This is a genomic window from Herbidospora yilanensis, from assembly GCF_001570565.1.
Taxonomy (GTDB): Bacteria; Actinomycetota; Actinomycetes; order Streptosporangiales; family Streptosporangiaceae; genus Herbidospora; species Herbidospora yilanensis.
This window is the reverse complement of the sequence record NZ_BBXE01000041.1, coordinates 80,070-101,179: the sequence shown is the minus strand read 5'-3', so window position 1 is coordinate 101,179 and position 21,110 is coordinate 80,070. Positions and strand designations below refer to the sequence as shown.

Sequence of the window (21,110 nt, the reverse complement as noted above, 5' to 3'; positions counted from 1 at the left end):
CCTTTATCTTCTCAGTGGCCCCGTTTAGTGTCAAACTCAGTGTTTTGACTTCCGGGCCCGAATCCGAGAGGAATTCGGCGCCCCCCTTCCGGAGGGCAACCCCTCTAACTTACCAGCGATCGGGGCGGAAGGCGAACCAGCCGCTAGACCTTGGGGTTCAGGGGATGAAGCAACCCACGCCGGATCGCCGTGAGGCGGTGGGTGGGGTTTCGCCGGACCAGGCCGACACGAGAAGACTAACAGTTCCCCCGACCACTCACGCCACAAACGACTGCCGTGGCCTGACAACCAACCTGGTCACTCGCGCATCTAAGTAGCACCCGGTTCGAGCGCGGCCGCATGACCTCGGTGAGGGCAAGCCGATGTCAAGCCGACCGCAATCAGGGCGGGATACGAATGAGATGCGGGAGTCACCCGGCGCCAACCCGGCGTCTGGACCCCCGCCGTGGAGGTGGCCATCATGACGCAGCGCTCGGAGTTCGACGACATCCGCGCCCACATCACGGCCGAGGCCGGGCACGCCGGCGATCTTCTCCGGATCGCCAGGGAACTGCTCGACGACCTGGAGCAGGCGCGCATGCGAGAGGCGTCCCTGCGCAACTACTACCTCGCCCTCCTGACGGCCAGCCGCGCGACGGTCGCCGCCCACGCGACGGGCGAACCCGAGCCGATGACCTTCCTTGAGCACGAGCTGGCCAAGAACGGCCAGCTTCCCGTGGGTGAGGAGGCCGCCCGGGTGCTGGCCGACGCCAAGACTGCCCAGGCGCTGGTGGCCGCGCTCGACCAGCCGGTCCGCGAGCCGCGGCGCATGGGCCCGGCGAGCAGCCGACTGCGCCGCTGCGTGAGCGTGCACCGCAGCCTGCCGCACTGACCACAGCCGTAGAGCTCGAAGCCACCGCGGCATGAACGCGGAAGGCGACCACACCAGGGGCTGCCACCCCGCGACCGCCCTCCGCCGATGGCCCGCACCCCACACCCACACCCCGGGGTACGGCCCGGCCCGGTTCCGATCCCGTCGGAACCGGGCCACCCAAGCACCACCAAGGGGGAACGGGGCCTGATTCCGGGGGTCGGGATCAGGCCCCACCACCCCTACGGCCCGCGATGGGGGAAGTTCTCTCTCCGTTACGGCTCCCGCCCACCCCACCCTCCTCGCCGTGTCCGGCCCGGCGAGTGCTCGGCGGCAACCGGCCGCTCCCGCAATGCACCGCCACGAGTCACCTCGGGCAGCCCGACTCTCCGCACGCCCCGCCGAGATCCGACCGGCAATGAGCGTGCCGAACGCCTTAGTCATGCCGGCCGTGTGGGGCCGCCCACACGGCGCACCGGAACCCGAGCCCGAACGTCGGCAGGGCCCGCGGGGACGTGGACACAACGACTCGATGTCGCCTCGGCTGAAACCCACAGCCCGAGGAGCAACATCCGATCGGGTGAACATCGACGTGTTGTTCACAACCAGAAGAGTCAGCCGCGATGACGCCGGGCTCCCCGGCCGGTCTTGAGCACGGTGACGGCGAGGTCGTCGCGGGGCCACCTCGGATCCACCGGCTCAGCCGTCCGTCTCACCCGAATTTCGCGAATTCCCGATTCGACCGGCCAAGACCCACCGCGCAAATTCGACATCAGATCATTTGGCCGGGAATCGCCATCTCGTACACGAGGGAAAACAAAGTGGCCCGGTTCCAGATCTGGAACCGGGCCACTTTCTTGGTAGCGGGGACAGGATTTGAACCTGCGACCTCTGGGTTATGAGCCCAGCGAGCTACCGAGCTGCTCCACCCCGCGTCGGTATGTAAGAACACTATCCATGAACGTCGGGTAGTGCAAATCAAAAGGCCCGGAGAGTGATCTCCGGGCCTTTTGGCTGAGTAGCGGGGACAGGATTTGAACCTGCGACCTCTGGGTTATGAGCCCAGCGAGCTACCGAGCTGCTCCACCCCGCGTCGGTGTGTCTTAAGACTATCCGGCGCGGGGTGATGCGGCAAATCGAATGCTCCGATCAGGGCGCTTGCGGTGGTGTCGAGGGTGTCGCCGTGGGTGTCGGTGTCGCCGACCCCGAGGCGGCCGGGGTCGATGACGGGCTGGGTGACGGGGCCGGGCTCGCCGCCGCGCCCTGGGCGGCGGCCAGCTCGTCGAGAGCGGCCTTCAGGGCGGCCTGGGCGGTGCCGTAGGCCTGCCAGTTGGGCGGGTTGGCCGACAGGGCCGCCTGGGCGTCCTCGTAGGCCTTCTGCGCCTTGCCCAGCGCCGTGGAGACCGAGGCCTGCTGTGCCGGTGTCTCGGCCTGCTCGTTCTGTGTCGGCTGGGTCTGTTCCTCGTTCTGCTCGGCCGGTTGGCTGGTGCCCGCCTCGCCGAAGACCTGCTTCAGCGCGGTCTCCAGGTCGTCGCCGAAGCCGACCCGCTGGCCGTAGAGGACCAGGACCTTCTGGAGGGTCGGGAAGCGGCCGGCCGCCTCGTCCTTCGGCTGGATGTAGACCGGCTCCACGTAGAGCAGGCCACCGCCGAACGGGAGGGTCAGCAGGTTGCCGAAGATGACGTCGGTGGCTCCGCCGCTGCCTCTCAGGATGTTGAGCTGGGCGGAGACCGTCGGGTCGGTCAGGAACGTGTTCTGCGCCTGGGGCGGACCCTGGATCGTCGTGGTGCTCGGTAGCTGGAGGATCTCCAGCTTCGCGTTCTTCGCGTCGGCCGTGGCGTCGACCGCCATGAACGCGGCCATGTTCTGCCGGTTGTTCGGGACGAACGTGGTCGTCAGGGAGAACTTCTCCTGGGCGACGCCCGGCATCTTCATGGTCACGTAGTAGGGCGGCTGCTTGCTCTTCTTGGTGGCCGGGTCTTCCGGGACCTTCCAGAAGTCCTGGCCGCCGAAGAACGAGTCGGGGTCGGTGACGTGGTATTCGGTGAGGATCTCGCGCTGGGCCTTGAACAGGTCGGCCGGGTAGCGCAGGTGCTCACGGAGCTGGTCGGAGATCTCGGACGCGGGCTTGACGATGCCGCCGAAGGCCTTCTGCCAGGTCTTCAGCACCGGGTCGGTGTCGTCCCACGCGTAGAGGGTGACGGTGCCGTCGTAGGCGTCGACGGTGGCCTTCACCGAGTTGCGGATGTAGTTGATGTTGTCGCGCGGCACCTGCGGAATACCGGGCTGGAGCTGGGAGGTCACGTCGGTCGTGAGGGTCTCCAGGCTGCGCGGCTCGGAGTAGGGGTAGGCGTCGGAGGTGGTGTAGGCGTCCACGATCCACTTGATCCGGCCGTCGACGATGGCCGGGTAGGGGTCGCGGTCGAGCGTCAGGAACGGGGCCACCGCCTGGATGCGCTCGATCGGCTTGCGGACGTACATGATCTTCGAGTCGGCGTTGATGCTGGAGTTCAGCAGCAGGTTGGTCTCGCCGTACTTGAGGGCGTAGAGGAACCGGGTGAAGATGCCGCCGACCGGGACGCCGCCGGTGCCGGCGTAGGTGTTGTTCTTCTGACCGCTGGTGCTCTGCTCGGGGTAGTCGAGCTCGACCGGGTTGCTGCCCTGGGGGCCGCCGACGATCGAGTATTCGGGTGAGTTCTCGCCGAAGTAGATCCGGGGCTCGTACTTGCCGAGGGCCTGGGTCGGCGGGATGTCCTTCTCGTTGAAGCTCGGCACGCCGCTGCCGTCGACCGCGCTGCCGGGGGCGGCCACGAAGCCGAAGCCGTGGGTGTAGACGAGGTGGTCGTTGATCCAGTTGCTCTGGGCGGCCGGCGGGGTGCCCATCTCGCGGACCGCCACGACCGTGTCCTGGTATTTGCCCGTGGCCGGGTTCTTGTAGCGGTCGACGTCGAGCTGCTCGGGGAACTGGTAGTAGCCGCGGATCTGCTGCCGCTGCTGGTAGGTCGGGCTGAGCACGCTCGGGTCGAGCAGGCGCAGGCCGGGGATCTGGGACGACTCGGTCTGCAGCACCTCGGGCTTGGCCTCGGTCTCGGCGCCGTATTGGGTGACCGTCGCGTTGTCGACCCCGTAGGCGGCTCTCGTCGCCTTGATGTTGCGGTCGATGTAGTCGCGCTCCTTGGCCTGCTGGTTCGGCTTGACCTGGAACTGCTCGACGAGCGCCGGGTAGACGCCGCCGATCAGGACCGCCGACAGGACGAGCAGGCCGAGCGCGACGCCGGGCAGCATGCCGCCGGAGCGCACGACCCCCGCGAAGAACAGCGCGGCGCAGATGAGCGCGATGAACGCGAGGATGGTCTTGGCCGGGAGCACCGCGTTGACGTCGGTGAACGAGGCGCCGAACACCTTGCCCCGGTCGGAGAAGACCAGGCCGAACCGGTCGAGCCAGTAGGCCAGCGCCTTCAGCAGCACGAACACGCCCAGCAGCACCGACAGGTGGGCCCGCGCGCCGCGCGAGGCGTGCACCCCGCCGGGGGTCTGGATGCGGAAGCCGCCGTAGAGGTAGTGGACCAGCGCCGCCGCGATCGCCGACAGGACGACCGCCACGAACAGGAAGTTCAGCACCATCCGCAGGAACGGATAGGTGAACGTGAAGAACGACAGGTCCATGCCGAATTCGGCGTCGACCTTGCCGAACGGCGTGGCGTTCTGGAACAGCAGCCAGGTCTTCCACTGGCCCGAGGTCGACGACCCGGCGAACAGGGCGAGGATCGCCATGCCGATCAGGAAGATGATCTTCCGGTGCGGGTCGATGGCCAGGCGGTAGCGGTCGGCGCCCTGGGCGTTGCCGAACATGCCGGGGCCGAACATGGGACGCACCCGGAAGGCCAGGGCCATGTTGCCGCCGACGATGCCGACCATCAGGGCGGCGCCGACGACGAACAGCAGGATCTGGGTGATCAGCATGGTCGAGAAGACCGAACTGAATTGCACCGAGTCATACCAGAGATAGTCGGTATAGAAACCGGCGAAGATGTAGAGGACGATCACGACCGCGACGATCGCGATTCCCACGGGAATGAGCAGGCGGGGCCGGCGGGGCACGCGCATCGCCCGACCGGCTCCGGGGCTCCGGAAGCTCAACGCCAAACCCCTTTGGTCAAAAGCACAAACGGTCTGTGCCTGGCAACCTACACCGCGTTCGGCAGTGCTGCGCTTCCGGAAAGCTCTCGGGAAAGTGTTCAGGAAGCGCAGGCGGGGACGGATCCCGATCCGGTCCGAATCGCGTCGATCGCCTTGATGGCGCCGTTCAGGGTGTCGACCTTGACCAGGCGCAATCCGTCGGGGACGGCCGCGACGGCGGCGGGACAGTTCGCCGAGGGCGTCAGGAAGACCGTGGCGCCGGCCTTCTTGGCGCCGACCATCTTCTGCTCGATTCCGCCGATGGCGCCGACGTTGCCCTCGCCGTCCATCGTGCCGGTGCCGGCGATGGCCTTGCCGCCGGTCAGCGGGCCGGGGGTGAGCTTGTCGTAGATGCCCAGGGAGAACATCAGGCCCGCGCTCGGGCCGCCGACGTCGCCGACGCTGATGTCGACGGTGAAGGGGAACTTGTAGGACATCCCCATGCGGACGCCGACGATGGCCTGGCCGTTGGGACCCTTCACGGTCTTGACCGTCACGTCCTGTTTGACGTTCTTGCGGTCGATGCCGAAGGTGACGTCGTCGCCGGGGGTGTGCTTGCGGACCAGGGAGGCCACCGTCTCCATGTCGGTGGCCGGGTCGCCGTCGACGGTCGTGATCACGTCGCCGGGCAGCAGTTTGCCCTCGGCCGGGGAACCCTTGTCGGTGCTGGCGACCTCGACCACGTTCTGGTAGGCGATCTTGAGTTCCCGCAGGGCGGCGGCGGTGGAGGTCTCCTGGGAGGTCGCCATCTCGGCGGTGTTCTCCTCTTCGACCTCTTCGACGGTCTGCTCCCTGGGGAAGATCGTCTCTTCCGGCACGACGGCGATGGTGTCGTCGAGCCAGCCGCGCAGCGCGGTCAGCAGGCCGATGCGGTTGCCGGGGCCGCCCTGGTAGGCGACGGTGACCATGCTGAGCATGCCGGTCGTGGGATAGGTCTGGTGGCCGGTGACGGTGATCACCGGCTTGCCCTTCACGTCGCCGATCGTGTTCTCGGTCGGGCCGGGTGACAACACCACGTAGGGGACGGGGAGCAGCGCTCCGCCCACAGCCAGCGCGAGTGTGAGGAAACCCGCCACGAGCAGGGTGAGGGCACGTCGGGACATGCCAGAACTCTAAGGGCTCACCGATAAGGAGCGGCTAACAGGCGCCGACCCACTCGGCCGATCCGTCCGTGAAGCGCTGGTTCTTCCAGATCGGCACCTCGTGCTTGAGGTCGTCGATCAGCCGCCGCGATGCCGCGAACGCCTCGCCCCGGTGGGGGCAGGCCACCGCGACGATCACCGCGATGTCGCCCAGCTCCAGGTCGCCGACCCGGTGGACGGCCGCGAGCGCGGTCACCGGGAAGTCGGCGGCCACCTTCTCGGCCACCCGCCGGAGCTCGGCCTCGGCACTCGGGTGGGCCGAGTAGGACAGCAGCTCGACGCCGCGGCCCTCGTCGAGGTCGCGGACGGTGCCGATGAAGAGCGTGGTGCCCCCGGCCGCGTGGTCGCCGACGGCGGCGACCACCTCGTCGACGGAGAGCGGGGTCTCGCGGATGGCCAGGAGGCGGATGACGTCCACCCGACGAGTCTAAATCTTCTTCTTCCGCCGGGCCGCGCGGACGATCGCGGCCGTGCCGATGACGGCGACGGTGGCGCCGGCGGCGGTCAGGGTGGCGTCCTTGCCGGAGAGGCGGCGGCCGACGACGGCGTGCTTGCCCTCGCGGTAGGTCATCAGCTCGCGCAGGGCGGCCTCGTTGGTCCAGGCCGGCTTCCAGCCCGCGGCCCGCAGGGTCGCGCAGTCGACGACCCAGGGGTAGACGACGTAGTGGAGGTCGGTGGCCGGGGCCGGGGTGATGCCCAGACGGTGGAGGCGCTGGGCCGTGGAGAAGGTCAGGCCCGCGGGGAGCTCGAAGCGGCGTACGCCGGAGACCTCCTCGACCTGCTCCATCTCCAGCCAGCCTTCGGAACCCACCGCGACCACGCCGTTGACGTGGCCGAGCGCGGCCAGTTCCAGGGCCGAGACGAGGTCGTCGACGTGGCAGAACTGCCAGCGGGGCAGGCAGCCCTTGACGACGAGCAGGCGGGGGGCCTCGAAGTGGCGGGTGACCACGGTGTCGACCTCGGGCCCGACCAGGGCGGCCGGGCGCAGCACCACGACCTCCAGGCCGGGGTGGGCCCGCAGCGAGCGGCGGACCAGCGACTCGATCTCAAGATGGTCGCCCACGACGCCGGTGTCGGGTTCGGCCGCCACGGGGGCGTCTTCGGGCAGCGGCACGGGGTTGTCGGCGTCGGCGCCGTACACCATCGCGCTGGTGACCAGCACCACCCGGCGCACGCGGGCGGCGGCCGAGGCGGTGAGGACGGTCTGGGCGGCCCGCAGGTTGTAGGCCCGGCGTTCGGCGGGGTCGCCGTCGAGCGAGAAGTCGCCCGCCAGATGGACCAGCACGTCGACGTCGGAGATCCGGTTCGCCAAGAGCGGATCGCGGATGTCAAGCACCCGCCAGGTCACGTCGGTGACGTCGCCGCGTTGCGCGTCGATCGCCACCACACGGCGGAAATCCGCAGACGAGGCGACTTTCGACAGGAACGCCCTGCCTACTCCCGAGGCCGCGCCGGTGACGGCGACGACGGGCGGACGATGGCGTTTCGAGACTGGCACGCGGTCCTCACTTTGCGCTGACACGCCCCACGACGGATAACGTGGCGGATGTGGACTCCTCCATCCTGCACGAGGTGGCGCGGTGACTGACCTGCCAGGTCGCGAAAACGATCCTAACGAGAACCCGTTCGCCATGTTCGGCAACCCCGAGCAGATGGCGCAGGCGATGCGCCAGTTCGCCGACATGCTCTCGGCCCCACCGGGCTCCGGTCCGGTGAACTGGGAGATGGCGAAGAACATCGCCCGCCACGCGGTGGTCGCCGACGGCGGTGATCCCAGCGTGATGGAAGGGGAGAGACGCCAGGTCGTCGACGCGCTGAACCTGGCCGACCTGTGGCTCAACGAGGCCACGTCGTTGCCGAGCGGCGTGTCGAACCCGCAGGCGTGGAGCCGGTCGGAGTGGATCGAGAAGACCACGCCGATCTGGGGCCAGCTCTGCGACCCGGTGGCCGCCAAGATGGTCGAGACCATGGGCGGCAGCCTCGGCGCCGCCGGGCTCCCGGCCGAGGCGCAGGCCATGGCGGGGCCGCTGATGGGCATGCTGAAGCAGATGGGCGGCATGATGGTCGGCCAGCAGATCGGCCAGGCCCTCGGCACCCTCGCCCGGGAGGTCATCGGCACCAGCGACATCGGCCTGCCGCTGTCGGAGACCGCCGCACTGCTGCCCGGCGGGATCGCGGCGTTCAGCCAGGGGCTCGAACTGCCCGCCGAGGAGATCCGCCTCTACCTGGCCCTTCGTGAAGCGGCTCATCACCGGCTGTTCCAGCACGTGCCGTGGCTGAAGTCACACCTGCTCGGGGCGATCGAGGAATACGCCCGCGGCATCACCGTCGACGTCTCGGCCCTCCAGGAGAAGCTCCAGGGGCTCGACATCAACGACCCGTCGCGGCTCCAGGAGATCCTGTCGGGCGGCGACCTGCTCAAGCCCGCCGAGACCGAGCGGCAGAAGGCCGCCCTGGCCCGCCTGGAGACCACGCTCGCGCTGGTCGAGGGCTGGGTCGCCACGGTCGTCGACGCGGCGGCGGCGGGCAAGCTGCCCTCGGCCGGCGCGCTGGCCGAGACGGTCCGGCGCCGCCGGGCCTCCGGCGGTCCCGCCGAGCTCACCTTCTCCACGCTGGTCGGCCTGGAACTGCGGCCCCGGCGGCTGCGCGAGGCGGCGGCGTTGTGGAGGGCGCTGGGCGAGGCGCGCGGCGTCGACGAGCGCGACGCGGTGTGGAGCCACCCCGACCTCATGCCGAACTCCGACGACCTCGACAACCCCGAGGCGTTCGTGGCCGGCAAGGAGGACTTCGACCTCGGCCTGCTGAAGTTCCTCGAAGAAAACGACGACGAAGACAAGTGACCCTGCGCGACGAAGCCGCGGCGCTGCTGGCGGCCTGGACCGGCCCGACCCCGCAGGAGGAGACGCTCCGCCAGGAGTTCCTCCGTCATCTGGCCGACCACGAGAACGGCATGTGGCGTGAGTGCGCACCGGGGCACCTGACCGCCACGACGGCGGTGTTGTCCCACGACGGCGCGAAGGTGCTGCTCACCCACCATCCGAAGGCGAAGTTGTGGCTCCCGATGGGCGGCCACTGCGAGCCTGGCGACCGGACGCTGCCCGACGTGGCGCTGCGTGAGGCGGTCGAGGAGTCGGGCATCCCCGGCCTGACCCTGCTGCCCGGCCCGCTGGCGCTCGACCGGCACGAGGTCTGGTGCCATCCGCCGCGGTGCTGGCACCTCGACGTGGAGTTCGGCGCGGTCGCGCCGCCCGGCGCCGAGTTCGTGATCAGTGACGAGTCGCTCGCGCTCGACTGGTTCCCGGTCGACGACATCCCCGAGCCGAGCGACATGGCCACCCGGCGGCTCGCGCACAGGGCCCGCGCGATGCTCGCACACGATCTTCACAACTGACTTACCCCTCCCCTGCGCGGCGCTGGTTAGTGTGGCCGGGGTGGACACACAGGTAGGCGTCGACGTCGGCGGGGAGATCCGCTCGCCCGCCCCCTCGCCGGGGCGCAAGCGGCGGGCGTTCGCCTGGCTGCTTGCCGGGATCGGCGTGGTCTGGGCGGTCTTCCGGCTGACCGGGATCGAGCTCACCGGGTTCGGCACGCTCCTGTCCACCGGCACGCCCTACGCGGTGCTCGGGGCGGTCGTGGCGGTCCTGGTCGCGGTGTTGTGCCGGGCCCGGCGGGCCGCCGTCGTCGCGCTGGTGCCGGTCGTCGGGTTGTCGTTCGTGGTGCTGCCTCGGGCGCTGCCCTCGGCGCAACCCTCGGCCGACGGGCCGTCGTTGCGGGTGCTGTCGGTCAACATGCGCTTCGGGCGCGCCGACGTCGGTTCTCTGATGGCCCTCGTACGTTCTTCGCGCCCCGATGTGATCTCGGTGCAGGAGCTGAGCCCCCGGGCCGTCGAAGGGCTGGCCGCGGCGGGGCTGGGGGCCCTGATGCCGTACACGCATCTGGAGCCCCACTGGAGCGCCGCGGGGTCGGGCGTCTACTCGCGGTTCCCGGTGACCCCGCTGGTGCCCTTCGCGCCCGGGGACGGGCACCGGATGCCGTACGCGAAGATCGAGATTCCCGGCGGCCCGCCCGTCGAGCTGGTCGACGTGCACACGGTGGCGCCGCTGGGGCGCGACATCGGCCTGTGGCGCGACGGGCTGCGATCGCTGCCCCGGCCCGAGGCCGGCACGATCCGCATCCTGGCGGGCGACTACAACGCCACCTTCGACCACGCGGAGTTCCGCGCGGTGCTGGGCCACGGGTGGGTCGACGCCGCCGACGCCACGGGCAAGGGCCTGATCGCGACCTGGCCGGCCGGGCGGCGGCTGCCGCCCTTCATCACCATCGACCACGTGCTGGTCGACCCCCGGGTGGCGGTCGGCCACGCCAGCGTGCACGACGTGGCCGGCACCGACCACCGGGCGCTCTTCACCGTGCTCAGGCTTCCTTCTTCAGCGGCTGGTTGAACCGCAGCAGGTTGCCCGACGGGTCGCGGAAGGCGCAGTCGCGGACGCCGTAGAACTGGTCGATCGGCTCCTGGAGGACTTCTGCGCCCGCTTCGGCGATCTTCTCGAAGGTGGCGTCGCAGTCGTCGGTGGTGAAGATCAGACCGCGCAGCAGGCCCTTGGCCAGCAGCTCGGACATGGTCTCCTTGTCCTCGGCCGAGGCGTTGGGGTCGGCCAGCGGCGGTTCGAGCACGATCTCCACGTCGGGCTGCGCCGGCGAGCCGACGGTCACCCAGCGCATGCCCTCGTAGGAGACGTCGTTGCGGACCTCCATGCCGAGCACGTCGCGGTAGAAGGCGAGCGCGGTGTCGTGGTCGTCGACGGCGATGAAGCAGGTGTGCAGTTTGATGTCCATGCACCTCACGCTAGAGGGCGATCGGTGGCGTTGGCTTCTCCGTTCCTGACCGGCCTGGTGTGGATCTTCGCCATGCAGGCGGGGATGGCGGCGGCGTCGTCGTGGGAGCGGGCGCGGTAGGCGCTGGGGCTCTCCCCGACCAGCTCGGTGAAGCGGGAGCTGAAGGAGCCGAGCGACGTACAGCCGACGGCGAAGCAGACGTCGGTGACCGACAGGTCGCCGTTGCGGAGCAGCGCCTTGGCGCGTTCGATCCGGCGGGTCATGAGGTAGCTGTAGGGCGTCTCGCCGTAGGCCGCCCGGAAGCTGCGGGAGAAGTGGCCGGGGGACATGAGGGCGGCTTGGGCCAGGGCGGGCACGTCGAGGGGGCTGGCGTAGTCGCGGTCCATCATGTCGCGGACCCTGCGCAGCCGGACGAGGTCGTCGCGGTTCACGCCAGTACCAACGCCCTGGTGGCGTCCCATCCTTCCAGGCCCGGGTCGAGGCGGGCGAGGTCGCCGGGCCCGCGCAGGCGGTGCCAGCCCGGCCCGGTGGCGACCTTGCGGGGGCCGGGGGCCTGGGCGCGCAGCGCCTTGACGACCTCGGGGTGGTCGACGTCGAGGGTCGCCCATTCGGGGAACGGCAGGTGGGCGGCCACCGCGACCGCTCCCCCGGTGTCGGACGGGCAGACGGCGATCTCGGCGCGGCCGAGCTCGCGGAAGAGCTTCCCGATCAGCAGCGGCGGCAGGTCGGGCGCGTCGCCGCAGACCACGACGGCCTGGTCGGCCGGGGGCAGCGCGGCGAAGGCCTGGCCGGCGGACTCGACGGAGATCACCGGCGTGCCCGGCCAGGCGATCTCCTCCAAGCCTGTGACTCCAACCGATATGATCACTGGGGTCACCAGGTCGAGCCCGGCGACCATCTCGTACGTGTCCTCGGCCACGGCGCGAAGGAACTCGTCACGGCCGACCCCCGGTGGCGCGGCGTCACCGCACGACGGGGTCACCAGGACGGCCACCAGCCGTTCGGTCAACATTCCTCCGGGGTGCCGCTCGCGGCCATGGAGAATCCCTCCAGGAAACCGCGCGCGCGTTCGGCCTTGGGGTAACGTTCGACCAGCGCCCAGAACCGGGGGCCGTGGCTCGGCACCAGCAGGTGCACCAGCTCATGCATGATCACGTAGTCTACGACCCACGCGGGCATGCCCCGGAGTCTCGCCGACAATCGGATCGTGCCATGATCTGGTGTGCACGACCCCCATCGGTGGAGCTGGTTCTCGACCCAGCGCACACTCGAGGGCGCGGCCCGTCCGTCGAGGTAGCGGGCCGACAGTTCCCGCGCGCGATCGAGCAGGTCGTCGTCGCTGGGTCTTTTGCGCTGCTCCTTCGCCGCCAGGCGTTCGAGCATGCGGCGTACCCACTGCTCCTCGTCGGTCGTGCTCAGACCGGCAGGCAGCAGCACGATGGTCTTGTCTCCATCGCGGTACGCGGAAACGGTTCGCCGCCGTCGTGCGCTCCGACGAACCTCGACTGTCTCGGGGGGCACATATGCACGGTACTCGACACGCGCGGAATTCCACAGGGGGTCACGGACGTTCCCGCTGGTCAATCAACGTTTCCCACACGTTAAACCGGCACACCGGCCCCATCTGTGAGGCCCGGGAAGGCCGGTGCGCGGCCTGTTTCCGGGTTTGCGGGGCAACGAATGGATATGGGGGGCGGCGCAGAAGTAAAACCTGCGGTGCGGGCCTGACCTGCGCGGACGCGCACCGGGCATCCCCTCGGCGGCAACGCGCACCCGGCGTCGGTGATCACGGTTCGCTCGAGGGCCGGTGGCGCCGCGCGCCGAGGAATGATCAATAGTGGTCCCGGCGGACGTGAATGCGGCCGCACCTCTTATCGATCTTTCCCGTATACGTCGGTCGCCGGACCGATTCGAGGCCGGAATTCCCACTTGGAGAAATCGGGGCCTGGCGCTCGACGGGTGGTCGCGATGGACGGTTATCCACAGGCGGCGGGAAAGCGGCTCGGGTGACCCGCGGGATGTGACAGTTTCCCGCCCATGACACAACCCTTGGGTATGGCGAGCCGGCCGCGGGTCAAGCCCGCCGTCGGAGTCGCGACGCGTGACGAGGAGACCCTCCAGTTCGGGCTGCACCCCGCACGGGCCGTGCTGCTGACCGGGCTCGACGAGCGGGGGCGGCGATTCGTGGGCGGTCTCGACGGAACCAGGACGCTGGCGCAGGCCATCGCCGAATCCCAGGTCGACGAGACGATCGCGACGCGGATCATCGACCTGCTCGCCGGGCGCGGCCTGCTCGACGACGTCTCGGGGCCGGCCCCGCTGTCCACGCTCAGCCGCGAGGAGCGCGACCGGTTCAGGCCCGACCTGGAGGCATTGTCGCTTCCCCCGACGGTGTACGAGCTCCCGGAGACCACCTCCGGGCAGAAGCCCCCTCCCCCGGCCCTGGATGGGGGCCTGACGGCCTTTACGGGCAGACAAAGGTCTTATGTCCGGATTTACGGCGCCGGGCGCATAGGGGCCCGTGTGGCCGCGCTGCTGGCGGCGGCCGGAGTCGGGCGGATCTGCGTGCTCGACCCCGAGTGCGCGCGGGCCGAAGACGTAGTGCCCGGCGGGCTCGGCTGGGACCACGTCGGCAGGCCCCGCGAGGAGGGCGCGGTGGCGGTGGCCGCCGCGGTCGCGCCGAGTGTCACGGCCTGGGCGGGGCGATCCGCCGCCGGGCTCATGGACGGCTCCGCCACGCCCGACCTGGTCGTGCTGGCCCCTGTCGGAGCGCCCGATCCGCTGCTGGCCCACGACCTCACCACGCTCGGCATCCCCCATCTGCTGGCCACGTGCGCCGAGGGGTGCGGGGCCGTCGGGCCGCTGGTCGTTCCCGGGCAGTCGCCGTGCCTGGCCTGCATCGAACTGACCCGGCGGGATCGTGATCCGGGCTGGCCCGCCGTCCGGGCCGCCATCAGGGGACAGTCGGGATGCGACACCATCACCTCGGGTCTGGTCGCGGGCCAGGCGGCCGGGCAGGTGCTCGCATTCCTCGACAGACGTGGGGTCGACGCCGTCGGAACGGCCGAAATCCTGCCCGATTTACAGTGGCGGCGCCGGGTCTGGCCGCGTCATCCCCGATGCCGTTGTAGTCGAAACGACCAGGCTGGGCTAACAATGGTCGCGTGAGTGACCTTCCGCGCAACGCCGTGACGCGCTCGGCGAAGCTGGCGGCCCTGCCCCTGGGGTTCGCCGGGCGCACTGCTCTCGGCCTGGGGAAACGGATCGGCGGGAAGTCCGCGGAAATCGTCGCCCAGGAGATCCAGGAGCGTACTGCGGCGCAGATTTTCAAGATCCTCGGTGAGCTCAAGGGCGGGGCGATGAAGCTCGGCCAGGCGTTGTCGATCTTCGAGGCGGCGCTGCCGAGCGAGATCGCCGGACCCTACCGGGCCACCCTGACCAGGCTTCAGGACGCCGCGCCCCCGCTGCCCGCCGCGACGGTCCACCGGGTGCTCGCCGAAGAGCTGGGCGACGACTGGCAGGAGAACTTCCTGTCCTTCGACGACCGCCCGGCCGCGGCCGCCTCGATCGGGCAGGTCCACCGGGCGGTCTGGCACGACGGCCGCGAGGTCGCCGTGAAGATCCAATATCCCGGTGCGGGCAAGGCGCTGATCTCCGACTTCAACCAGCTCGCCAGGCTGGGCAAGTTGTTCGGGGCGCTGCTGCCGGGCCTCGACGTCAAGGCCGTGCTGGCCGAGCTGAAAGACCGGGTGGTCGAGGAGCTCGACTACTTCCTGGAGGCCGAGGCGCAACACGCCTTCGCGGTCGCCTTCAAGGACGACCCCGACTTCCGGGTCCCCGACGTGATCGCGGCCAACGAACACGTCCTGGTCACCGAGTGGATCGACGGCACCCCCCTGTCGAAGGTGATCACCGACGGGGGCCGGGAGGAACGCGACCGGGCCGGCCTGCTGTTGACCCGGTTCCTGTTCAGCTCCCCCGCCCGCGTGGGCATGCTGCACGCCGACCCGCACCCCGGCAACTTCCGCATGCTGCCCGACGGCCGGCTCGGCGTGCTCGACTTCGGCGCGGTCAACCGCCTGCCCGACGGCTACCCCCCGGTGTTCGGCCGGCTGGTGCGCCTGTTCAACCAGGGAGACATGGACACGGTCGTCGAGGGCCTGCGGGCCGAGGGCTTCATCCGCCCGCACATCGAGATCGACGTCGAGGCGTTGCGGGCGTTCCTGGCGCCCTACGTCGAACCGACCCAGGTCGAGGAGTTCAGCTTCAGCAGAGAGTGGCTCCAGGCCCAGGCGGCCAGCGCGACCGACCTCCGCCCGACGAACGTGGTCCGCCACCTCAACCTGCCCGCCACCTATGTGCTGATCCACCGGGTCCACGCGGCGGGAGTGGGCGTCCTGTGCCAGCTCGGCACGACGGCCCGCTTCCGCGACGAGGTCCTGACGTGGGTGCCCGGCTTCGCCGACGAGGAGAACCAGAGACCGGCCCCTGCCTCCTGAGCCGGCCCGGCCTGGCTGACGGCGGTGCTCGGCCAGGCGCCGTAGTGGCGACCGCGTCGACCGGTGAGGCTCACCGCCGCCGACGGCCGCGCGCCCGGCGCGGTCGGGGAGTTGGGGCGGCCGGCATGAGCCGGTCGCCTACTCGGGCGGCTGCTCTTCGACCGGGCGGCGGGCCGGCAAGTACGCCTGGGGGAAGCCGCGCTTGGCGTCCTCACCCGTGGGTGTTCATCACGCCCACCTCGAAGCGCTGGCCCTGATGGGCGCTCCGGGCGGACGCGATCATCTCCGGGGAGACGTCGAGGCCGAACGCGGTCACGCCGAGAGTGCGGAGGTGCGCGGTCACGTGGCCGGGGCCGCAGCCCACGTCCGCCACCAGGCCGCCGCCCCCGGCCCTGACCAGTTCGGCGAAGACCGGGATCATCGCGTGGGCCAGCGGCTGCGAGTGGTAACGCTCGGGGACGTCCCGGGCGTAGTCGGCGGCGACGGCGTCGTAGGCCGCGCGGGCGGTGGCGGGGAAATCCGGTTCCGTCATGGTCGCAAGCATGCGGAAAGGCCCGGGTGTGTAGTGGTACACCCGGGCCTTTCTCTACAAGTGGCCGTTAGAGCCTCGACAGGGCCGCCTGGAGGGCGGCGGTGGCGCGGGCGGCCCGTTTCCGGGCCTTGTTCGCGTTGACCACACGGCTGGCGAGGCGGTGCTCCGCGGCTTCCCGCTGGAGCCCTCGTATTCGCTCATCCACCAGTTCCTGGAACAGATGTGGGGCGGTGGAGGTGTGGAAGGTCATCGCACTTCTCTTTTCTGCAGGTCTTCGGGTCGGGTTGTCTGTCGGTCTTCGTCAGAGCGGGAGCGGGGTCTTGCGGGGGCGACCACGGGGCCGCTTGCGCGGAACCACGGTGCCTCGCAGGATCAGCTCGCCGCCCCAGACGCCCCAGGGCTCCTCACGCTCGAGGGCCCGGGCCAGGCAGGTCTCCCTGATGGGGCAGCCGCCGCAGAGCGCCTTGGCGAACTCGACGTCTTCGGGAGACTCGGCGAACCAGAGGTCGGGGTCGGTACGACAGGGGATTTCGGCTTCGATCAGGTCCATGACCGGGGCCGCCATCTGCGTCACCTCTTTGTGAATCGGGTTGGTCGTCTGTCCTCTGCAGTGGGGGGATACGGGCCGGAGAAAAAACAAGAAGGCCGCGGATCCGATGTGGGGATCCGCGGCCTGGAGGCTGACTGACCGGTCAGGTTGTGACTGGTCGACTCCAGGCAGGACGCGGACGCCCCACTCCACGCTTGGTGGTGTGGCTGGTCTGCTCGATACGCGTACGCCGGACTAGCGGGTTCGGCGCGAAGGCGCCATCGACGCGCAGTTTGGCGTGCGAGCCATAACGGGCGGCATCGGTGGCAGGGCATGCGGCGGCGAGCCACGGCGTGGCGTTCGTCATTCTGATGCTCAGCACTGGGCTCACCTCCTGGTGACTTTCTCGGGGGGCCGGACAGTAGTGTCCGACTCGCATGTGCATGACCCTAAACGGCAACCTGCCGAGTGGGCAACACATTTTCGACCTGCGATTACATAGAAGTTTTCCGGGTTCAGCCAACCCGGATGAGGCACTCCTGCACGACCGACACGGCGAGCTCGCCGGAGGCGGTGAACATCCGGCCCTGGGCGAGGCCGCGGGCGCCGCCGGACCAGGGGGATTCCTGCGCGTACAGGATCCAGTCGTCGGCGCGGAACCTGCGGTGGAACCACATGGCGTGGTCGAGGGAGGCGCCGGAGATGTTCGACGTGCCCCAGGCCAGGCCGTGGGCGAGCAGCACGGTGTCGACGAGGGTGTAGTCGGAGGCGTAGGCGGCCAGGACGACGTGGAGCAGGGGGTCGTCGGGGAGGTCGGCGTCGTAGCGGAACCAGACCTGGTTCTCCGGGCCGATCAGGCTCGGGTCGCGGTTGGCCTCCCACGTGAGCGGGGTGACGTAGCGGGCGTCGAGGGGGCGCGGGCGCGACAACCAGGCCGACCACTCGGGGTCGTCGCCGATGAGCTTGCGCAGCCTGTCCTGGAAGGGGGCCAGGCTCTCGGGGCCCGGTACGTCGGGCATCACTACCGCCTGGTGGTGGACGCCCTCCTCCTCGATGTGGAAGGAGGCCGACATGGTGAAGATGACCTTGCCGTGCTGGACGGCGACCACCCGCCGGGTGCTGAACGAGCGGCCGTCGCGGACCCGGTCGACCGTGTAGACGATCGGCACGGCCGGGTCGCCGGGACGGATGAAGTAGGCGTGCAGCGAGTGGACCTGACGTTCCGGGCCGACCGTGCGGGCCGCCGCCATGAGGGCCTGGGCGGCGACCTGGCCGCCGAAGACCCGCTGGATGCGCTCCTCGGGACTGCGGCCGCGGAAGATGTCGAGCTCGATCTGCTCCAGGTCGAGCAGGTCGAGCAACTCCTTGAGGGCGGAGTTCACGAGGCCTCCAGACGGCGTCGGACGAGGGAGAGCACGGCTTGACCGTATCGCTCCAGTTTGACGCGGCCGATCCCGGCTATCGCGAGGAGGGCCTCCTCGGTCGCGGGGGCACGTTCGGCGATGGCCTGGAGGGTGACGTCGGTGAACACGACGTAGCTCGGCACCTTGGCCTCTTTGGCCGCCTCGGCGCGCCAGGCCTTCAGTTCCTCCAGCAGCGCCTCGTCGTATTCGGCGGGGCAGGTCGCGCAGCGGCCGAGCTTCTGCTCCGGGCCGGTGGCGAGCGTGCGGGCGCACACCCGGCAGGTGGCGGGGGCGGCGACGCTCCTGCGGGTGGCGGGCTGCGGCGTGAACGAGGGCTGGCTGGCCGGTGTGCCGGCCAGGGACTCCACGAAGCGCGAGGGGCGGCGGGACCGGCGGCCCCCCGGCGAGCGGGCCAGCGCCCACGACAGGTTGAGGTGGACGCGGGCGCGAGTGATGCCCACGTAAAGAAGGCGGCGTTCCTCCTCGACCTGGTCGGGGGTCTCGGCGTACACGATCGGGAGCATGCCCTCGGTGAGGCCGACCAGGAAGACGGCGTCCCATTCGAGGCCCTTGGCGGCGTGGAGCGAGGCCAGGGTGACGCCCTCGACCGGCGGGGCGTGTTGTTCGGCGGCGCGGCGTTCGAGGTCGGCCACGAACGCGGGCAGGTCGCCGCCCCTGGCGGCCAGGTCCTCCGCGAGTTCGGCGATGGCGTTCAGCGACTCCCACTTGGCGCGGGCGGCGCCGCCGCCGGGCCGCTCGGGGGTCAGGCCGATGCCGGCCAGGATCGCGTGGACGGCCGGGGCCAGCGGCTCCTCGTCGTTGGCCGACCGGGCGGCGCCGCGCAGCAGGACGACGGCCTGACGGACCTCGGGGCGCTCGAAGAAACGCTCCGCGCCGCGCAGCAGATAGGGCACGCCGGCCTGGGTGAAGGCCTGCTCGTAGGCCTCCGACTGGGCGTTCACCCGGAAGAGGACCGCGATCTCCCTGGTCGGGACGCCGTCGGCCATCAGCTTCTTGACGCGGAGCGCCACGCCCATGGCCTCGGCGGGTTCGTCGTCGTATTCGGTGAAGACCGGTTCGGGGCCCGGCTCGCGCTGGGCGACGAGTTCGAGACGGTGGGGGCTGCGGGCCATCACCCGGTTGGCCAGGGTGACGACCTCGGGGGTCGAGCGGTAGTCGCGGACCAGCCGCACGACCGTCGCGCCGGGGTGTTCGACGCCGAAGCCGGTCAGGAAGTGGGGGCTGGCGCCGGTGAAGCTGTAGATCGTCTGGTTGGGGTCGCCGACCACGCAGACGTCGTCGCGCCCGCCGAGCCAGGTGTCGAGCAGGAGCTTCTGGAGCGGGTTGACGTCTTGGTATTCGTCGACCACGAAGTAGCGGTATTGCGATCTGATCTGGTTGGCGACCTCGCGGTGCTCGGTCATCACGGCGGCCGTGAGTTCGAGGATGGTCTCGAAGTCGACCAGGTGGCGGGCGCGGCGGAGCTTCTCGTACTGGTCGAAGAGGCGGGCGACGTCTTCGGCCGGGATCGGCGGGCTGCGGCGGGCCTTCAGCGCGGCGGCCGGGTAGTCGTCGGGGCCGTGCTGGGTGACCTTGGCCCACTCGATCTCACTGGCGACGTCGCGGAGCTCGGCGCGGTCGGGGTTGCGGCGCAGCATGCGGGCCGCCTCGATCAGCAGCGGCAGCTTCGACTCGATCACCTGGGGCGGGTCGCCGCCGATGACGCGCGGCCAGAAGTAGGTGAGCTGGCGCAGCGCGGCGGCGTGGAAGGTGCGCGCCTGGACGCCCGGCGCGCCCAGTTCGCGCAGCCGGTGGCGGAGCTCTCCGGCGGCCCGGGTGGTGAACGTCACAGCGAGCACGCTCGGCGCGTCGGCGATACCGGTTCGTACCGCATGGGCGATTCTGTGGGTGATCGCCCGAGTCTTGCCGGTACCTGCGCCGGCCAGCACGCACACCGGACCCCGCAGCGTTTCGGCCACCTCCCGCTGCTCGGGATCGAGGCCCGAAAGGACGTCCAAATGCGGCCTCCAACGTGCGCGGCGGGTGATCTGCTGGCATCATCCTTCCAGCACCCGGCCAAGCGCGTCTCAAGAGCCGGGTCGCCGAAGGCAAAGAGGGAGCGTCCCCGGAGGGCACGACGGGGGCCGCGCGGGGAGGTTTCAGACCGTTGAAGAAAGCGGCCGTCGCCGGTGCGCTCGCACTCGCCGCCGTCCTCGGCGCTCCGATGAGCGCGGGCGCGCACGCCGTCAGCCCGCAGCCGGCCGCCACGGCCTCTCCGACGCCGGTCTCCTCGCCTTCGCCGACCACGTCGTCCACGCCGCCGCCGGTCCAGGAGCGCAAGACGCTCGTGAAGTACGGCCGCCACGTGAAGCAGCGCATGGACGTCTACTGGCGCGCCAACGACCAGCTCGTCCGCCCGGTCGTGTTCATGATCCACGGCGGCTGGTGGTCGGGCGGCGACAAGGCCTACATGAAGGCCGTCACCCGCAGCTACTTCGACCTCGGCTACGTGGTCGTCAACGTCAACTACCGGCTGTCCGGCGACGCGCGGTGGCCGGCGCAGCGCGACGACGCCCTTGAGGCGATCGCCACCACCCGCCGCATGGCCGCGGAGTTCGGTCTCGACCCCAACCGCTACGCCGTCATCGGGTTCTCGGCCGGCGGCCACATCGCCGCCTCCGTGGGCACCTACGGCGACGGGCTGCCCGGGTTACGGGCCGTCGTCGGCGTCTCGCCGGTGATCTCCCCGCTGACCGCCTACTCCGACGGCGGCCCCGGCGCCACCCACGAGCAGCGCAAGCTGCGCCAGGCCGCGGTGGCCCTGGCCGGGGGCTGCGGCCCCAACAAGTGCCCCCGGATCTGGTCGAGCATGGAGGTGCCGTTCCACGCCTCCTACGGCGACGCGCCGATGCTCAGCGTCCACTCGGCCCGCGAGTTCGTGCCGCCCTACCAGAGCGAACTGCTCCGCGAGTCGCTGGCGGTCTACGGGATCGACATGTCGGTCCGGGCCTACCCTGGACGCAACCACAGCTCGCCCCTGTTCCGGGAGCCCGGCGTGGCCGAGACGATCCAGTCGTGGGTCATCGGACATCTGGCCTACTAGACCGGGAAGATGAGCACCATCTGTTGTGTTGGCAATG

20 protein-coding genes and 2 tRNA genes are annotated in these 21,110 nt (G+C 70.2%); 7 read left to right on the top strand and 15 right to left on the bottom strand.

Annotated elements, in window-relative coordinates; translation table 11 throughout:
- Positions 1-460 precede the first annotated feature (460 nt).
- Entirely contained in the window at positions 461-871 is a 411-nt protein-coding gene (locus AW273_RS31305) for a hypothetical protein (protein WP_062356195.1), read from the top strand.
- A gap of 837 nt (positions 872-1,708) precedes the next feature.
- Here the strand turns inward: AW273_RS31305 and AW273_RS31300 are convergent.
- From AW273_RS31300 to AW273_RS31275, 6 genes are all read right to left on the bottom strand, one after another.
- Positions 1,709-1,785, bottom strand: a tRNA-Met gene (locus AW273_RS31300).
- Between the two features lie 84 nt (positions 1,786-1,869).
- A tRNA-Met gene (locus AW273_RS31295) sits at positions 1,870-1,943 on the bottom strand.
- A gap of 56 nt (positions 1,944-1,999) precedes the next feature.
- A complete protein-coding gene (locus AW273_RS31290; RefSeq protein ID WP_369409277.1) occupies positions 2,000-4,921 on the bottom strand; it encodes a UPF0182 family membrane protein in 2,922 nt (973 codons plus the stop codon).
- Positions 4,922-5,088: 167 nt separating this feature from the next.
- Positions 5,089-6,132: a YlbL family protein gene (locus tag AW273_RS31285; protein ID WP_062356138.1), complete on the bottom strand. Its 1,044-nt coding sequence runs from the start codon at positions 6,130-6,132 to the stop codon at positions 5,089-5,091.
- Between the two features lie 34 nt (positions 6,133-6,166).
- The gene (locus AW273_RS31280) at positions 6,167-6,589 is read right to left on the bottom strand and encodes a molybdenum cofactor biosynthesis protein MoaE (protein ID WP_062356136.1); all 423 of its coding nucleotides are present in this window, start codon (positions 6,587-6,589) and stop codon (positions 6,167-6,169) included.
- A gap of 9 nt (positions 6,590-6,598) precedes the next feature.
- Positions 6,599-7,669 (bottom strand): NAD-dependent epimerase/dehydratase family protein, encoded by a 1,071-nt coding sequence (locus AW273_RS31275; RefSeq protein WP_232327689.1) that lies wholly within the window; start codon positions 7,667-7,669, stop codon positions 6,599-6,601.
- A gap of 82 nt (positions 7,670-7,751) precedes the next feature.
- Here AW273_RS31275 and AW273_RS31270 point away from each other — a divergent pair, with 82 nt between their 5' ends.
- Genes AW273_RS31270 through AW273_RS31260 form a run of 3 tightly spaced genes read left to right on the top strand, consistent with a single transcriptional unit; the run spans position 7,752 to position 10,613 of the window.
- Positions 7,752-9,011, top strand: coding sequence for a zinc-dependent metalloprotease (locus AW273_RS31270; RefSeq protein ID WP_062356130.1), 1,260 nt, complete (start codon positions 7,752-7,754; stop codon positions 9,009-9,011).
- Positions 9,008-9,562, top strand: a complete 555-nt coding sequence (locus AW273_RS31265; RefSeq protein WP_062356128.1) for an NUDIX hydrolase — start codon at positions 9,008-9,010, stop codon at positions 9,560-9,562. Before AW273_RS31270 ends, AW273_RS31265 begins: the two co-directional genes overlap by 4 nt.
- Before the next feature lie 40 nt (positions 9,563-9,602).
- The gene (locus tag AW273_RS31260) at positions 9,603-10,613 is read left to right on the top strand and encodes an endonuclease/exonuclease/phosphatase family protein (protein ID WP_062356192.1); all 1,011 of its coding nucleotides are present in this window, start codon (positions 9,603-9,605) and stop codon (positions 10,611-10,613) included.
- On the opposite strand, the gene AW273_RS31255 is transcribed toward AW273_RS31260, so the two are convergent.
- The 4 genes from AW273_RS31255 to AW273_RS31240 are packed head-to-tail and all read right to left on the bottom strand — an operon-like array spanning position 10,585 to position 12,528.
- The gene (locus tag AW273_RS31255) at positions 10,585-11,007 is read right to left on the bottom strand and encodes a VOC family protein (RefSeq protein WP_062356125.1); all 423 of its coding nucleotides are present in this window, start codon (positions 11,005-11,007) and stop codon (positions 10,585-10,587) included. The two genes, AW273_RS31260 and AW273_RS31255, sit on opposite strands and share 29 nt — an antisense overlap.
- 5 nt (positions 11,008-11,012) lie before the next feature.
- Positions 11,013-11,393, bottom strand: coding sequence for a helix-turn-helix transcriptional regulator (locus AW273_RS31250; protein WP_198168455.1), 381 nt, complete (start codon positions 11,391-11,393; stop codon positions 11,013-11,015).
- Between the two features lie 41 nt (positions 11,394-11,434).
- Positions 11,435-12,019, bottom strand: a complete 585-nt coding sequence (locus AW273_RS31245) for a hypothetical protein (RefSeq protein ID WP_062356119.1) — start codon at positions 12,017-12,019, stop codon at positions 11,435-11,437.
- Positions 12,013-12,528 carry a M48 metallopeptidase family protein gene (locus AW273_RS31240; RefSeq protein WP_062339090.1) on the bottom strand — a complete coding sequence of 172 codons (516 nt, stop codon included), beginning with the start codon at positions 12,526-12,528 and terminating at the stop codon, positions 12,013-12,015. Before AW273_RS31240 ends, AW273_RS31245 begins: the two co-directional genes overlap by 7 nt.
- A 534-nt stretch (positions 12,529-13,062) precedes the next feature.
- Here AW273_RS31240 and AW273_RS31235 point away from each other — a divergent pair.
- A complete protein-coding gene (locus tag AW273_RS31235) occupies positions 13,063-14,175 on the top strand; it encodes a ThiF family adenylyltransferase (RefSeq protein ID WP_062356116.1) in 1,113 nt (370 codons plus the stop codon).
- A complete protein-coding gene (locus tag AW273_RS31230; RefSeq protein WP_062356114.1) occupies positions 14,172-15,506 on the top strand; it encodes an ABC1 kinase family protein in 1,335 nt (444 codons plus the stop codon). The genes AW273_RS31235 and AW273_RS31230 overlap by 4 nt, the downstream gene beginning before the upstream one ends.
- Before the next feature lie 211 nt (positions 15,507-15,717).
- Here the strand turns inward: AW273_RS31230 and AW273_RS31225 are convergent, their stop codons facing one another.
- From AW273_RS31225 to AW273_RS31205, 5 genes are all read right to left on the bottom strand, one after another.
- On the bottom strand, positions 15,718-16,038 hold the full coding sequence (locus AW273_RS31225; RefSeq protein ID WP_157556362.1) for a class I SAM-dependent methyltransferase: 321 nt from the start codon (positions 16,036-16,038) through the stop codon (positions 15,718-15,720).
- Between the two features lie 67 nt (positions 16,039-16,105).
- Entirely contained in the window at positions 16,106-16,288 is a 183-nt protein-coding gene (locus AW273_RS31220; RefSeq protein WP_062356109.1) for a hypothetical protein, read from the bottom strand.
- A gap of 51 nt (positions 16,289-16,339) precedes the next feature.
- The gene (locus AW273_RS31215) at positions 16,340-16,603 is read right to left on the bottom strand and encodes a WhiB family transcriptional regulator (protein ID WP_030451771.1); all 264 of its coding nucleotides are present in this window, start codon (positions 16,601-16,603) and stop codon (positions 16,340-16,342) included.
- 479 nt (positions 16,604-17,082) lie between these two features.
- On the bottom strand, positions 17,083-17,949 hold the full coding sequence (locus tag AW273_RS31210; RefSeq protein ID WP_083950184.1) for an acyl-CoA thioesterase: 867 nt from the start codon (positions 17,947-17,949) through the stop codon (positions 17,083-17,085).
- Complete coding sequence (locus AW273_RS31205) at positions 17,946-19,988, bottom strand: ATP-dependent DNA helicase UvrD2 (protein ID WP_062356106.1); 2,043 nt, start codon at positions 19,986-19,988, stop codon at positions 17,946-17,948. The genes AW273_RS31210 and AW273_RS31205 overlap by 4 nt, the downstream gene beginning before the upstream one ends.
- A 149-nt stretch (positions 19,989-20,137) precedes the next feature.
- Here AW273_RS31205 and AW273_RS31200 point away from each other — a divergent pair, with 149 nt between their 5' ends.
- Positions 20,138-21,073 (top strand): alpha/beta hydrolase, encoded by a 936-nt coding sequence (locus AW273_RS31200; protein ID WP_232327688.1) that lies wholly within the window; start codon positions 20,138-20,140, stop codon positions 21,071-21,073.
- Positions 21,074-21,110 lie beyond the last annotated feature (37 nt).